The organism is Pedobacter sp., from assembly GCF_040513095.1.
Taxonomy (GTDB): Bacteria; Bacteroidota; Bacteroidia; order Sphingobacteriales; family Sphingobacteriaceae; genus Pedobacter.
On the sequence record NZ_JBEVDX010000159.1, the window covers coordinates 13,181 to 28,314 of the forward strand.

The following is a 15,134-nucleotide window of genomic DNA, read 5'->3' on the forward strand; positions in this document are numbered from 1 at the left end:
TATAGATGGGAACTCACAATTATAATTTAACTGAGCAGTTTGAGTTTACTGGGAAGGCTAAGACTTTAAGTATAGTCGGTATCGTAATCGGTATCGCTTGTATAGCTTATGGTTTTTCTGATCATGAACTTCATGAGCGCACCTTTGGTAACCTGTTACTGATGGCATATTACTTTGCTTGTGTATGTATGTCGGGCACATTCTTTTTAGCTGTTCAGTTTGTCGCGCAGGCGGGATGGTCAGCTTCTATCCTGCGTGTACCGCAAGCTATGGCTAAAACACTGCCGATTGCAGTAGTTATATTGCTGGCCGTAATTGGTGCAGGTTTGTACTCACATAACCTTTATCACCACTGGCATGCAGATGGCTTAACTGATCCTAGCAGCCCTAACTACGATAAACTGATCGATGGTAAGTCTGCTTTCCTTAACGTTCCTTTTTTTATGGGACGCCAGGTGATCTTCTTGGGTATCTACAGCATATTCTCTATGTTGCTTACCAAATTGTCTAACAATGAGGATCTGGAAGGAGGTTTAAACTCTTACACTAAAAGTTTTAAATACTCTTGTATATTTTTGGTGATCTACGGATTTACTACGCCAATCTTTGCTTTTGATACAGTGATGTCACTGGAAGCACACTGGTTCTCTACAATGTTCGGTTGGTATAACTTTGCAGCAATGTGGGTGAGCAGTCTTGCAACGATGGCAGTGATCATCATTCTGCTAAGAAAAGCAGGTTATATGCAATGGGTAAATAACAGTCACCTGCACAACCTGGGACAGTTTATCTTTGGATTCTCTATTTTCTGGACTTATGTATGGTTCGCTCAATTTATGTTGATCTATTATGCAAACATGCCGGAAGAAACTGTGTATTTTTACAAACGATTTGAATTTTATAAGATCTGGTTCTTCCTGAATCTGGTAATGAACTTCCTTGCACCGGTACTTTTACTGATGGACCGCGACAACAAAAGGAAGGAAAATATCTTGTTAACAATATCTATTATCGTACTTTGTGGTCACTGGGTTGATTATTACCAGATGATTATGCCAGGTACAGTTGAAGATGGCACTAACGGATTCGGAATAATTGAAATAGGAACAGCTATTGGTTTTATAGGCTTGTTTACCTTTACAGTACTGACTGCATTAAGTAAGAAACCACTGATTGCAAAGAATCACCCTCTCTTAGCGGAGAGTCTGAATCACCATTTGTAACCGGTTGGATTAGAGAGTATATAAATTAATAGTATAGTAGAAGTACATCGTACTACTTTTAAGAAAATGAGTTTAAGAAAATTTATAAGCAATAAGACAATGGCGGCCCTGGCAGTACTCGTTACTGTATTTGCAAATACCAGCGCATTTGCACAAGAAGCAGCCGCCGGCGCCGCTGCATCCGCCCCGAAACAAATTGATATGGTTCCGATCTATAAGTCGGTTGCATTCTATACCATGTTATTTCTCCTGCTTTGCTTATTTGTAGCAATCGTTGGAAAAGCGATCAGGGTGTACGAACTTACACGTGAAGCGCAGGACAAACCAGACAGTATCAACTGGAATACTGTTAACGGTGTGATCTTCGTCCTTTTCTTAATCGCTGGATTGGTAGGGGTTTATTTTGAATATACTGTTCATGGACATATGCTTCTTCCAGATGCTGCTTCTGAGCACGGTAAAAAGATCGACTCGATGTTTAACATCACACTGATCCTGACTACCATCGTGTTCATCGGAACGCATATAGCCCTGTTCCTGTTCTCATTTTTCTACAGAAACTCAGGAAAAAGAAAAGCGTACTACTATCCGCATAACAATGCTTTAGAGCGTATTTGGACAATTGTGCCTGCATTGGTATTAACTGTATTGGTTTTGATGGGTTTTTTAACCTGGAGATCAATTTTCTATAAAATCGAGGATCCTAACAATAAACCATTAAGTGTTGAGCTTACTTCTCAGCAGTTTCAGTGGACTTTACGTTATCCTGGTGCTGACGGTGTAGTAGGTTTGAAAAACTACAAACTGATCACCGGAACAAACGGGCTGGGTATGGATTTCAATGATAAAAACAATCTTGATGACCAGAATGCTGATGAAATGGTACTTCCGGTAAATAAACCAGTAAGGTTGATCATCACCAGTAAGGATGTTGTACATAGTGTATACATGCCGCATTTCAGGGTTCAGCTGAACAGTGTGCCGGGTATGACTTCATATTTTGAATTCACTCCAACCATCACTTCAGAAGATATGAAGGCTAAAGTTAATGATCCTGCATTTCAGTATCTGCTTTACTGCTCTAAAATCTGTGGATCAGGTCACTATAACATGAAAAAGGTAATCAGAGTTGTTTCTCAGGCTGAATATGACGCATGGGTAGTAAAACAACCTAAATTCATCAATAACGATTTGAGAAAAGAATTCAAATTGCCTCTTGTACCTGACGCAGCAGCCCCTGCAGCAGCTCCTGCTGACAGCACAGCTAAGCCTGCAAAGGACTCGTCTGCTGTAGCAATGAATAAACCGGCTTTAAAAAAATAATTATACTGGAATAGCGCATTATGTCAACTATAACATTACACGATACACATAACAACGGTCACCATGACGATCACGATCATGGGCACCACGAACAATCTTTTATAACGAAGTACGTATTTAGCCAGGATCACAAAATGATCGCTAAACAGTTTTTGATAACTGGTATCGTTATGGCTGTTATTGCAATGGGATTGTCTATCTTATTCCGTATTCAGCTGGCCTGGCCGGATAAAAGTTTCCCTATTCTGGAAACATTCCTTGGAAAATGGGCTGAAGGAGGAAGGATCAAACCTGATTTTTACCTGGCCCTTGTAACAATACATGGTACCATCATGGTATTCTTTGTACTGACTGCAGGACTAAGCGGTACTTTCAGTAATTTACTGATTCCGCTCCAGCTTGGGGTACGGGATATGGCTTCGCCCTTTATGAACATGCTTTCGTACTGGTTCTTCTTTATTGCATGTATCATCATGATGAGTTCATTCTTCATCCAGACTGGTCCTGCAAGTGCAGGATGGACAATCTATCCGCCACTGTCGGCATTGCCTAAAGCAATCCCGGGTTCTGGATTAGGTATGACTTTATGGTTATCAAGTATGGTGCTGTTTGTTGTATCACAGCTAATGGGTGGTATCAACTATGTAAGTACTGTATTAAACATGCGTACCAAAGGAATGGACCTTTGGAAAATGCCTTTGACTATCTGGGCGTTCTTCCTCACTGCGATCCTTGGTGTACTCTCTTTCCCTGTTCTTGTAGCGGGTGTGGTGTTACTGATTTTTGACCGTAGTTTTGGAACAAGTTTCTATTTATCTGATATCGTAATGGGCAGCCAGGTATTGCCAAATGAAGGTGGTTCACCAATCTTATGGGAACACTTATTCTGGTTCCTGGGACACCCTGAGGTTTATATCGTAATCATGCCTGCTTTGGGTATTTCATCTGAAGTAATCTCTGTAAACTCAAGAAAACCAATCTTTGGTTACCATGCAATGGTTTACTCACTGATCGGTATTACTGTTCTTTCATTTATCGTATGGGGTCACCACATGTTTGTGACAGGTATGAATCCATTACTGGGCGGGGTCTTCATGATCACTACGCTGATTATTGCGGTTCCTTCTGCTGTTAAGACTTTCAACTACCTTGCTACATTATGGCGCGGTAATATCAGGTTCACTCCTGCGATGTTATGTGCAATCGGTATGGTATCCTTCTTTATCTCTGGTGGTTTAACAGGTATTTTCCTTGGTAACGCATCACTGGATATTAACCTTCATGATACTTACTTCGTTGTTGCCCACTTCCATCTTGTAATGGGTTCTGCTGCTATCTTTGGTATGCTTGCAGGTGTTTATCACTGGTATCCAAAAATGTTCGGCAGAATGATGAACGCCAAATTAGGTTACCTGCACTTCTGGGTTACATTTATCTGTGCATACCTTGTATTCTTCCCGCTTCACTTCCTAGGTTTGGATGGTGTTCCTAGACGTTACTATGCTTTCACTGAATTTGAATTCATGCAGAAATGGGTAACAGTAAATATCTTTGTAACTTGGTCTGCGATTGTTGCAGCCCTGGCTCAGGTGGCCTTCCTGTTCAACTTCTTCTACTCGATCTTCTTCGGTAAAAGAGCGACGCAAAACCCTTGGGAAGCAAATACATTAGAGTGGACTACACCGGTAGAACATATCCACGGTAACTGGCCGGGAGAAATTCCAACAGTACACCGCTGGCCATATGATTACAGTAAACCAGGTGCTGAGGAAGATTTTATCCCTCAGACTGTTCCTTACTCTGAGACAATGTTATCAAACATGCCGCACGATTTCGAAGGTAATGCTGAATCTGAGCGTATCCAGAGAGAGTGGGATGCTAAAAATGCCCCTGAAAAAACTCACGTGCATTTTCATTAATCCCGTGCTTTAAAAAATATACAATGAGGTTACCTGCTTGAGTATATACTTAAATCAGTAACCTCATTTTTTTTAACATAACTATACCCATGGTTCCTAAATCTGAACATAGATTTATCCGGCTAAACCTGATTACAATCATCGTGACGTTAGTGCTCATCCTTGCGGGGGGCGTAGTACGGAGCACTGGTTCTGGTATGGGTTGCCCGGATTGGCCTAAGTGTTTTGACCAGTATATCCCGCCAACAGCTGTTGACCAGCTGCCAAAGGATTACAAAGCAAAATATGTGGCCGGGAGGATGAAAAAGAATGAACGTTTTGCCCGCTTGCTGGACAAAATGGGAAGGACTGACATAGCTGACAGTATCCGCCGCGATCAGACAATCACAGTTCCTGAAACTTTTAATGTAGCTAAGACCTATACTGAATATATCAACAGGCTGACTGGTGCAGCGACGGGCTTTCTCCTGATCGTATTGGTAGTATTGTCATTCACTTACCGGAAGAAAGCTAAAAGGGTTGTTGTGCTCAGTATTCTGAATCTGATAATAGTCGGTTTTCAGGGTTGGCTGGGATCTATTGTAGTATCTACAAACCTGCTGGCCTGGATAGTGACGCTGCACATGTTGCTGGCACTCGTTATTCTCGCTATCCTGGTGTATACCTATTATTATACGGATACGCTTTATAAACAGGAAACCGTGATCATGTCTAAGGTGATCTGGCTAAAGATACTGATCCTGGCAGCTATTGTACTGAGCGTAATTCAGATTACACTGGGTACAGAAGTCAGGGAAGCTATTGATATGGTCTCAAAGAAACTGCTGTATGCTAACCGCGCAACGTGGGTAGGACAGGCAGGTCAGGTATTTTCCTATCACAGGGACCTGGCGATCTTCGTAGCAATAGTCAATGTTTTTGTTTACCAGATTGTGATGAACCGCTTCGGGGGAAAGGCTACTGAGCTAAGACTTGGTAACTCAATCCTGATCGTTTTGTTAATTCAGATTGCAAGTGGCCTATTATTGTCTAACTTTGCGCTGCCCCCGGTAACCCAGGTCATACATTTAGTGTTCTCAACAGTTTTGTTTACCCTGCAGTTTTATCTTTATCTGCTGGTCTACCGGACTAATACTTATAATCAGTAATATTAAACAAATAAGAATTGAAATTATTTTTCTCAGATTTATCCAAACTCATCAAATTCAGGCTTACGTTCCTGGTCGTATTTTCAGCATCGATCACTTTTCTGATTGGTTCGAGAATGCAGGTGGCCCGCGGAGAGGTTCCCGGGATTGACTGGGGCAACTGGGGCATTCTTGTAGCGGGTGGTTTTCTGGTTACTGCTGCAGCAAACTGCTTTAATGAGATTATTGAGGTTGATCTGGATAAACTGATGACCCGTACAATGGATCGTCCTATGCCTGCCGGCAGGATGACTACGGGGCAGGGTCTGGTAATGGGTTTAATCATGGGTATGCTGGGCACATGGCTGCTTGGGAAACTCAACCTGGAAACCGGTTTACTATCCGTATTTTCAATTCTGTTATATGCATTTGTATATACTCCTTTAAAAAGGAAATCTCCTATTGCAGTATTTGTAGGAGCTATTCCAGGTGCATTGCCACCACTGATTGGTTACCTCGCAGCATTAGGCCATATCAGGCATTTTATGCCGGTAGATTATGAAATTGCAGGGATATTGTTTTTAGTGCAGTTTGTATGGCAGTTTCCGCATTTCTGGTCTATCGCCTGGGTACTGGATGATGATTATAAAAAAGCAGGCTTCAGGTTGCTGCCAACAAAGAAAAGAGATAAGATAAGTGCCGCTTTTGTGTTTGTCAGTACAATAATACTGATACCTGTTAGTTTGTTACCAACCATTTACAAATTCGGTGGTTATTACATCGCGGGATTTTCAGTGATCGCAGGGCTGATATTTGCATGGCTGGCGTTTAAGTTACTGATGAAGCAGGATATTGACAGTGCACGTAAGGTAATGTTCTGCTCATTCTTTTATATACCCTTAGTGCAGTTGATTTTATTGTTTGATTTTATAGGTAAATAGAGTTTTTATATGGTACATACATTAAATCATGGAGAACTGGAACCCGAGGTTCCACCTTCGCTGAAGGCCAAAAAGTTTATACTTTGGCTGTTTGTAGTTTCCTCTACGATTATGTTTGGGGGATTTACAAGTTATTATATTGTGTTTGCGGCATCAAAGGGTAAAGGACACGGATTGGTTCTTCCTGATGTATTTGTTTACAGCACTGCGGTACTCGTATTGAGCAGCATCTGTTTGTTTTTTGCAGCCAAGGCAGTACGTAACCAGAATATCCAGTCGCAGAAGATATTTTTGTCGGCCACAATGGTTCTGGGTCTGGTCTTTGCGTATTTCCAGGTAGGGGCGTGGTCTGAATTGTATCAGACAGGCGCTACGCTGGTAAACAACAACGCTGCGATCTCCCTGATTTATATCGTGTCAGGAATGCACTTACTGCACATTTTTGCGGGCCTTTGCTTTATCGGGATTAGTCTTTACGGCGCATTTACCAATGTTCCGGCACAAAAAGCGGTTTATCGTATCGAGATCGCTTCTATATTTTGGCATTTTATAGATATATTGTGGATATATCTGTATGTTTTTTTACTTTTGAACAGTTAGACTTTTTAACAAACTATTACAATTTTCAAAATGGATTCATTATCACAATTAGATCAGGTAAAGACTACTCCATGGAGTGGCGGCCGTTCACCATGGTCGATAGAATATGGAAAACTAATGATGTGGTTTTTCCTGCTATCTGATGCGTTTACCTTCTCTTCGCTATTAGTTTATTACGGAGCCCAACGTTTCTCTAAAACTACCTGGCCAAATCCTGATCTCGTATTTCAGTCGATTCCTGGTATCAAGGATTCCGGCGCACCACTTGTATTTGTGGGTATCATGACCTTTATCCTGATCATGAGTTCGGTAACTATGGTATTGGCTGTTGAGGCTGGGCACAGACGTGCGAAAAGCCAGGTTGTAGGATGGATGATCGCTACGATCATTGGTGGATTTATGTTCCTGGGCTGTCAGGCTTTGGAATGGACTCACCTTCACCATGAAGGTTTCTGGTGGGGATCTATTCCTGACGCAGAAAAACTGCAGGAATTCTTTACAGGCCCGGTATCTAATGTTGCTGCTCAGCAGTTTGCTAATCTGTTCTTTACGATCACAGGGTTCCACGGGTTCCACGTTTTCAGTGGGGTAGTCATCAATATCATCATTTTATGCATGACTATTAATGGTACTTTTGAAAAACGCGGTCACTATCTGATGGTAGAAAAAGTAGGTCTGTACTGGCACTTTGTGGATTTGGTATGGGTATTTGTATTTACCTTCTTCTATTTAGTTTAAATTCCTTATAAAATATATTATGTCTGAACAACACATACACACAACAGATGGCCACGAGCATGATGAACATGCTGGCTTGAGTAAATCAAAAATCTGGCAGGTATTCTTTATTTTACTGGGAATAACTGTAGTAGAATTTATTATAGCACTGGTGATTTTGCCAAAAGGTATGGTTCCCCGTACTGCCGGTAATATTGCTTACATCTTATTAACGCTGTTGAAAGCTTATTACATTGTAGCTTTCTTTATGCACCTTAAGTTTGAAAAGACAGGTCTGAAATTATCAATGGGACTGGCATTCATTTTCATCATCTATTTTATTACGCTGATGTTAATTGAAGGCGGTTACCTGCACGTACACATGACTCTTCATTCATGAAGCTTGCTTCAATAAAAAAAGTATTAATCCTGGTAGCCATTTTAGCGGTACCGGGATTTTTATATTATGAGCTTGTTCACCAGGGCAAGAACAGATATAAACCTCTGCCTTTTTTTGGTCCCAAAGCAGTAGCGTCAACGTATCATACTTTCCACGGGAAAAAGATTCCGGATACGATTTATCACAAACTGCCTGATTTCAGATTTGTAAACCAGGAAGCCGATACTTTGAGCTGGAGAAGTTTCAGGGGAAGGATTATTGTGCTGAACCTGTTCTATACCAAAGGCAATAATTATGCGGTGCAGTTTGCCAACAAGGCTATGGGAGCGTATTTACAGAGTTACGGTACCAACAATATGATACGGCTCGCTGGTCTTAGTATAGATCCTGTGACGGACCGTCCTTCGGAGTTAAAGCCATATGCTGCCAAGCTGGGTGCAAAAGCCGGTAAATGGGACTTGATGACGGGAGACAGTACAGCTGTATACAACTGGATCAACGAGGGCCTGTTCATTGATGCCCATCAGGACTTTGATAAGGGAGAACGTAAGTTTATCTATAGCAATCTGTTTGTGCTGCTTGATCCTCAGCACCGCATCAGGGGATATTATGATGCGACCAATCAGGAAGCACTCTCCAAACTGAATGATGAAGTCAAGGTATTGGTTGCCGAAGAATTACGGGCCAGAAGAGCCAAAGAACCTGTTTAATTCTGAATGATAAAGGGATGTGTTTTCATCCGAATAAAATATACAAATGAATATAAATGATAAATTTTTCCTGCGACTGATCTGGATAGTGACAGCCGTAGTTCTTGTAGTAGTGGTTGTATTAAAAGTTGTACCGCCACCAGCTACAAAACCTTCCTTCATCTATCTTCTGCCACATATCATTGGAGGTATCAATGCAGTCTGCTCAGTATTATTGATCCTGTCACTGATCTTTATCAAACGAAAAATGATTCAGGCGCACAAGATCACAAATGTGATCACCTTTATCCTGTCGGCTTTTTTCCTGGTATTTTATATACTTTTTCACCTTTATGAGAAAGATACCCGCTACGGGGATATAGACCATAACGGGATTTTATCTGCGGCAGAGCTTGCTGCAGTAGGGGCTTCGCGAATGATTTATTTTGTGATCCTGATTACACACATTATGCTGGCGGTGATTGTTCTTCCACTTATCCTGATCAGCTTTCTGCATGGCTTTAGCATGCAGATCGAGCGTCACCGCAAGATTGTGAGATGGGCTTATCCTGTGTGGTTATATGTAGCAGTCACCGGGGTGATTGTTTACCTGATGATCTCTCCTTATTACAATTTCTAGCCTGGTGTTTTTACATTGAGCTTATGTAATTAAGATCATGGTTATTCGTTTAATGAGTATATTTGTAACATTGGATATGATTGTGGTGTAAGCATCCCGCATTATTATTAAAAGAAAATTATGAAAAAGTCAATCCTGATATTCATTCTCTTTATCTCCGTATTTGCCGGTACAGGAATCAAGACTGCATCTGCACAGTGTGCAATGTGTACTATCAATGCAGAGCAGGGCGTTAAAAATGGCAACACACAGGCTAAAGGAATCAACTCCGGTGTATTGTACCTGATGGCTATTCCATACCTGATGATTGGCGCTTTGGGCGTATTATGGTATAAGAAATACCGTACCAACGCAACAAAAACTTCATAGCTTCCGGGCATATGGACAAAACCTCGAAACTGTATGCGGTGGTTCAGGGAAAATGCCCCCATTGCAGAAGGGGGAATATTTTCACTGGCAGTCTGTATGGATTTGATATTCAGCGAACCAATGAAACATGCGACCACTGCGGTCAGCGTTTTGAAATTGAGCCTGGATACTTTTATGCGGCAATGTATGTGAGTTATGCGATGAACGTGATTCAAATGATTACCACGGGAATTGCTACCTATATCCTCTCAGGCGGGAACCTTGATTTTGATTCTCTCTGGCTGTATGTAGGGGTGATTTTTGGGATGAGCTTCATGCTGTCACCGTTCAACTACCGTTACTCAAGGATAATCCTGCTGCATATGCTCTCACCAAAAATTAGTTATAACGCCTATTACGATACACCATGATCAAACGGGAAACTCTCGCTTTTTTAACCGACTTAGTAGAAAATAACAATCGTGAGTGGTTTGCCCAACACAAAGACCGTTATGAAACGGCGAAGGCCGACGTGCTTGCATTTATTGCTGAGATTATCCCGGTATTATCGGCCGTAGATCCCGAGACTCAAACTGAGCCTAAAAAATGCCTGATGAGGATATACAGGGATATCAGGTTCAGTAAAAACAAGAGTCCCTACAAAAACAACTACGGAATTTCATTTTCGATAAAAGGCAATAAAGGCCCTGAATACTATCTGCACCTTCAACCTGGAAAATCATTTTTTGCAGGTGGATACTGGATGCCGGAGGCGGCAGACCTGAAGAATATCAGGGAAGAAATCGATTATAACACATTTGAATTTCTGGAAATCACCGGGGATAAGAAGTTTACGTCACTGTTTACACTGAGTACAGAGGATTCTTTGAAAAAAGCGCCAAAGGGATACGATCCTTCGCATCCGCAAATTGAGCTTTTAAAGCTTAAAAGTTTTATCGCTTCCTTCCCGATCAGTGATGAGGAGTTATTTAAACCATCAATAGTTAACCATTTAAAAAAGGCTTTTGAGGGTGTTTACCCTTTCGTTCAGTTTTTGAAAAGAGCCGTAGTACAATAATCATGAAGAGAATATTTTTGTTTGTGGCGGTTGCTTTACTTGGCAGCGCATTTACATCCTGTGTTGTTTTATCCCCTAAAAAATACAAAGCTTTACTGGCAAGACAGGATTCGCTGAATAATGGCTGGTCGGAATCACAGTTATCCGGAAGCAATCTGGAGAAAGCAGCAGCAAAGTTGAGACGTGATACTGCCGACTTGAACGGAAGGTTAAATGAGTTGCAAGGAAAATACGAGGATATTGATGGAAATTACAAGAAATTAAAGAGCAACAGCTCAACAACAATCGGTAAACTATCTGAGGACCTTAAAAAACGAGAACAGCGTTTAAAAGAAGTGGAGGATGTTTTGCGCAAACGCGATGAGGCTTCAAATAAACTGAAGGAAAAATTACAGGAGGCTTTGCTTGGCTTTACCAAAAGCGGGCTGACCGTAGAAATGAAAAATGGTAAGGTCTATGTATCCCTGACGGATAAGCTGCTCTTCCCATCCGGCAGTATTGTAATTGATGAGAAAGGTAAACAGGCCTTATCTCAACTGGCAAAAGTTCTAAAGGAACAACCTGAAATTATTATCGCTGTTGAAGGCCATACAGATTCGCAGAAAATCAATAACCTTGGGCAGATCAAAGATAACTGGGACCTGAGTGTACTGAGGTCTACTTCAGTGGTACGTTTCCTTACAGAGGCTGAAAAGGTGCCAGGGATCAGGCTTACTGCTACGGGTAAAGGAGAGTTTCAGCCATTAGAGGCCAATACTACTCCAGAAGGACGGAGTAAGAACAGAAGGATTGAGATTGTGCTGTCCCCTAAACTGGATGAGCTGTATAATCTGATCAAACAGTAATATTGCCGGGAGCTTGGGGTTTACCCTTGCCTTGCAAACAACTGATTCCTTGTATCGATACTGCCTGCCCCAGAAGGCACCGATAAAAGGAGTCAGTTGTTTTGAGCTAATCTGTAGCATGGCCTGAAAGACCAATCCCGCTTCATACATTATACACCATGCCCTGTGCACATAAATTGTGCATCCGTTTAGTAAATCCGATACAAAATCTATTAAAAAGATGAGGGTTACTCTATTTCGACCTAGCGTTGTTTTGCTTTGCAAAACCATGCAGGCGAAATAGAGTAATCCTTATCTTTTAATTCAGATGATCTCTCGAAAAAAAATCAAGAAAGATGAAGCCAAAGGTCATTCAGACAACAGGTGTTAAAAAGGACTTGCCCAATCCTTGAAAGCCGGCAATACAAGATCCTTGTCTGAGAGCAGAAGTTCTTCAGGATTTAAATCGGCAACCCAGTTGATATTTAAATCAGGATCATTCCAGATCACACCAACTTCAGACTCCTTATCGTAATAATTAGTTACCTTATAAGTAAAAATAGTATCATCTTCAAGCGTCAGAAAACCATGCAGAAATCCTGGCGGCACCCATAGCTGTTTGTGGTTATCACCATTGAGTTCAAGGCTAAAATGCTGACCATATGTAGGAGAATCTTTTCTTGCGTCCACAGCAACATCAAGTACACTACCCTGGATTACGCGAACCAGTTTACCTTGTGCAAATGGCGCAGCCTGTGCATGGAGCCCCCGTAAAGTCCCTTTCTGGGAAAAAGACTGGTTATCCTGAACAAAATCGGCCTCAATGCCCTGGGCAGCAAAAGCGCGGCCGCTGAAGCTTTCGTAAAAATAGCCCCTGTTATCTTTCCATACTTTTGGCTCTATGATAAACAGATCTGCTATTGGTGTTGGTATAAAATTCATATGATTATGCTACGTATTCCATAAGAGTTCTGAAAGCGACAAATTTGTCCCTGAACCTGTTGTTTAAATCTTCCTGCAGGGCAGGTGCAAATTGTTCCTGATAACTGTCATAATCCTCCTGGGACTGTGCAACATATTGTACGCAGTAAGTAACCCCTTCATTCGGAGAGTCTATCACTTTTAATAATCGGTTGGAAACAAACATACCGGTCGACATAACTTCCGGGATATGTTCTTCCTGCATCCACTGAAGCCATGCCTCCTCAGAAGCATCCTCTATAATCAGGGTAACGTTGTATAGTAACATGAAACAAAGATATAAACTATGATTCAATATTATCCCCACGAAGTTTCCTGAAATGTACCCGTGCTTCGGCGGTAAACATACTTCCGGGAAATTCAGAGATTAAGCGCTGATACAGGATTTTCGCCTGTTCAGGCTGGTGCAGCTGATCTTCATATAATCCTGCAAGAAGGAAAAGGGCATCGTCAGTCCAGATATTTTGCTGTGGGTGCGCTATCAGTTCTTTGAGCAGAGCTGCCGATTGGTTAAAATCCCCTTTTTTGATATAGATCCGTGATTTGGCCATCAGGATATCATCCGCCAGGCTATGCTGAGGATTAACAAGAGGGATACTGTCCAGTTTTTGCAGTGCAGATTTATAATCATTTCTGAACTGCATAAATTCAGCAGAAGCGTAAAGTTTAAGTGCCAGTGTATCGGCGGTGTTTTCGAGATGATCCGAGATCAGCAGGCTCAGGTTCAAAGCATCATTGGCTATCAGCTGTGTTGTAGAGGCTTTCAGCACGTCAGCCTGCGACTTGGCATAGCTGAAGTTGCCCTGGTAAAATGACAGTCGTGCAGAGCGGTATTTTGCTTCGTTGCCGACATTCTGGTTCTCATAATCCTTCGCTACCTGCCCGTATACCAGGATCGCTTCCCAGGGTTGTCCTGTTAACACATAAATGTCTCCGAGCTCCAGTTTGATCTCGGCAATTTCTGCAGAAGCTACACCAGGGATCCTGACAGCTGTCTCGAGCGCTTCTTCGGCCATGTCCAGATGATGCAGGTAATAAGCCTGGATAGTTGCCCATTTTCTTAATGCAAACAATGTTTTGGAATTGCTGCCGTATTCTTTCAGGATGGCCTGATACTGTTCCGCCAGCGCAATCACATCAGCTTCGGCATTTTGACCCAGGAGCAGAGCCTGGTATTGTGCATCCACCAATGATAACCTGGAAGGGAGATACCAGGGATTGTCCCTGCCTTTGGTTAGTAAATATTCATAAGCCTTAATGGCTGTATCATACGCTTTGTTTGAACTAAAAATCTGTGCGTTTTCGAATAGGACAGTACCATCGGCTTTTGTTCTTTTATCCTGGGCAATCAGCTGTCGCAGAGCCATGTCATATTCCTGCTGCTGCAGGTACTGCCAGATCAGCAACCTGGTGAAGGATTCATTTTCAGGTTGTTTCTGTATCTTCTTGAACAGTGCATTCTGGAGGTTCAGATAATCGGAATCCCCTTCAAATACCGATGATAGAACTGTTTGTGCCTGGGCTAACATTTGCGGCATTGTGGAGAGTGCATTCAGAAACTCCTGGATGAGCATGTTCTTATCTTTTTTGTACCTGTACAAGCTTAGCAGCTCAAATGTAAAAGCTTCAGGATTGCCCAGTGTTTCGCGGCCCTGCTGGAAGACCCTGATGGCAACATCATATTCTTCGATCTGATAGAGGTTATTTGCTATATCCCTGATCACAGCCTCATCTTTAGGGAGATTGGTGATGATACGGTCGAAGGTTTTAGCGGCGTTGTCCTGCTGCCCTTCTTCTTTATAGATCCTGCCCAGGGCGATCTCGTATTTCAGGGAGGCAGGGTTCTGGCGGATGAGTTTTTTGGTTATTTTCTCTGCTTCCTGGTATTGTTTTGATTTGAGCAGGGCATTAAAATAGAGCCCGAAATACGCGTCATCCTTAGTCTTTGTGAAAAGCTTTTCCAGTACTTCTGCTGCCTTTTTAAAATTGCCTTCCTGGTAATATTGCATAGCTATATCGTCATCGCTGACACTCTGGGCAGCTATGCTGAGGGGAAGCAGGGCGAAAATCAGGAGAACAAATCTTTTAATCATGACGCGTAGATGCTTGAATTACTAATTTAAGAAACATATCCTATTCCTGCGTACTTTAATTGTTACCTCGATTTATTTCTCCATTCGCTAAATATGGCTATTTTGAATTCCGCTTCCTGTGCTGAGGTAAAGTAACAATATTACTGTATTACCCAATGGACAGGTGGTGTTATGTATTTTTGTATGCTATGATCTTAAACAAAAGATATTTTTTGCTTGTTTTTGTTGCCT

The 15,134-nt window shown here is 41.9% G+C and carries 17 protein-coding genes; 14 read left to right on the top strand and 3 right to left on the bottom strand.

Translation table 11 applies throughout. From position 1 onward, the window contains the following. Window positions 1-5 precede the first annotated feature (5 nt). The 14 genes from ABWY16_RS17705 to ABWY16_RS17770 all read left to right on the top strand — a co-directional run bounded on the left by ABWY16_RS17705 (window position 6) and on the right by ABWY16_RS17770 (window position 11,850). Window positions 6-1,223 (top strand): quinol:cytochrome C oxidoreductase, encoded by a 1,218-nt coding sequence (locus tag ABWY16_RS17705; RefSeq protein ID WP_353905993.1) that lies wholly within the window; start codon window positions 6-8, stop codon window positions 1,221-1,223. A 66-nt stretch (window positions 1,224-1,289) separates the two neighbouring features. Then, a complete protein-coding gene (locus ABWY16_RS17710; protein ID WP_353905994.1) occupies window positions 1,290-2,546 on the top strand; it encodes a cytochrome c oxidase subunit II in 1,257 nt (418 codons plus the stop codon). 20 nt (window positions 2,547-2,566) lie between these two features. Further along, complete coding sequence (locus tag ABWY16_RS17715; RefSeq protein ID WP_353905995.1) at window positions 2,567-4,465, top strand: cytochrome c oxidase subunit I; 1,899 nt, start codon at window positions 2,567-2,569, stop codon at window positions 4,463-4,465. A gap of 89 nt (window positions 4,466-4,554) precedes the next feature. Further along, window positions 4,555-5,613: a COX15/CtaA family protein gene (locus tag ABWY16_RS17720; protein WP_353905996.1), complete on the top strand. Its 1,059-nt coding sequence runs from the start codon at window positions 4,555-4,557 to the stop codon at window positions 5,611-5,613. Between the two features lie 17 nt (window positions 5,614-5,630). Further along, the gene (gene cyoE / locus ABWY16_RS17725; protein ID WP_353905997.1) at window positions 5,631-6,533 is read left to right on the top strand and encodes a heme o synthase; all 903 of its coding nucleotides are present in this window, start codon (window positions 5,631-5,633) and stop codon (window positions 6,531-6,533) included. Window positions 6,534-6,542: 9 nt separating this feature from the next. Continuing rightward, a complete protein-coding gene (locus ABWY16_RS17730) occupies window positions 6,543-7,133 on the top strand; it encodes a cytochrome c oxidase subunit 3 (protein WP_353905998.1) in 591 nt (196 codons plus the stop codon). Between the two features lie 30 nt (window positions 7,134-7,163). Beyond that, a complete protein-coding gene (locus tag ABWY16_RS17735) occupies window positions 7,164-7,871 on the top strand; it encodes a cytochrome c oxidase subunit 3 (protein ID WP_353905999.1) in 708 nt (235 codons plus the stop codon). 19 nt (window positions 7,872-7,890) lie between these two features. Then, complete coding sequence (locus ABWY16_RS17740) at window positions 7,891-8,250, top strand: cytochrome C oxidase subunit IV family protein (RefSeq protein ID WP_353906000.1); 360 nt, start codon at window positions 7,891-7,893, stop codon at window positions 8,248-8,250. Continuing rightward, window positions 8,247-8,960 (top strand): SCO family protein, encoded by a 714-nt coding sequence (locus ABWY16_RS17745; RefSeq protein ID WP_353906001.1) that lies wholly within the window; start codon window positions 8,247-8,249, stop codon window positions 8,958-8,960. The genes ABWY16_RS17740 and ABWY16_RS17745 overlap by 4 nt, the downstream gene beginning before the upstream one ends. A 46-nt stretch (window positions 8,961-9,006) precedes the next feature. Beyond that, on the top strand, window positions 9,007-9,579 hold the full coding sequence (locus ABWY16_RS17750) for a DUF420 domain-containing protein (RefSeq protein WP_353906002.1): 573 nt from the start codon (window positions 9,007-9,009) through the stop codon (window positions 9,577-9,579). Window positions 9,580-9,699: 120 nt separating this feature from the next. Then, window positions 9,700-9,948, top strand: coding sequence for a CAMCR motif-containing small membrane protein (locus ABWY16_RS17755; RefSeq protein ID WP_353906003.1), 249 nt, complete (start codon window positions 9,700-9,702; stop codon window positions 9,946-9,948). A gap of 11 nt (window positions 9,949-9,959) precedes the next feature. Further along, window positions 9,960-10,358, top strand: a complete 399-nt coding sequence (locus ABWY16_RS17760) for a DUF983 domain-containing protein (protein WP_353906004.1) — start codon at window positions 9,960-9,962, stop codon at window positions 10,356-10,358. Further along, entirely contained in the window at window positions 10,355-11,005 is a 651-nt protein-coding gene (locus tag ABWY16_RS17765) for a DUF2461 domain-containing protein (RefSeq protein ID WP_353906005.1), read from the top strand. Before ABWY16_RS17760 ends, ABWY16_RS17765 begins: the two co-directional genes overlap by 4 nt. A gap of 2 nt (window positions 11,006-11,007) precedes the next feature. After that, the gene (locus ABWY16_RS17770) at window positions 11,008-11,850 is read left to right on the top strand and encodes an OmpA/MotB family protein (RefSeq protein ID WP_353906006.1); all 843 of its coding nucleotides are present in this window, start codon (window positions 11,008-11,010) and stop codon (window positions 11,848-11,850) included. A gap of 366 nt (window positions 11,851-12,216) precedes the next feature. On the opposite strand, the gene rfbC is transcribed toward ABWY16_RS17770, so the two are convergent. Genes rfbC through ABWY16_RS17785 form a run of 3 tightly spaced genes read right to left on the bottom strand, consistent with a single transcriptional unit; the run spans window position 12,217 to window position 14,903 of the window. Beyond that, window positions 12,217-12,771, bottom strand: a complete 555-nt coding sequence (gene rfbC / locus ABWY16_RS17775; RefSeq protein WP_353906007.1) for a dTDP-4-dehydrorhamnose 3,5-epimerase — start codon at window positions 12,769-12,771, stop codon at window positions 12,217-12,219. Between the two features lie 4 nt (window positions 12,772-12,775). Beyond that, window positions 12,776-13,078: a DUF4286 family protein gene (locus ABWY16_RS17780; protein WP_353906008.1), complete on the bottom strand. Its 303-nt coding sequence runs from the start codon at window positions 13,076-13,078 to the stop codon at window positions 12,776-12,778. Between the two features lie 16 nt (window positions 13,079-13,094). Then, window positions 13,095-14,903: a tetratricopeptide repeat protein gene (locus tag ABWY16_RS17785; protein WP_353906009.1), complete on the bottom strand. Its 1,809-nt coding sequence runs from the start codon at window positions 14,901-14,903 to the stop codon at window positions 13,095-13,097. Window positions 14,904-15,134: the final 231 nt, after the last annotated feature.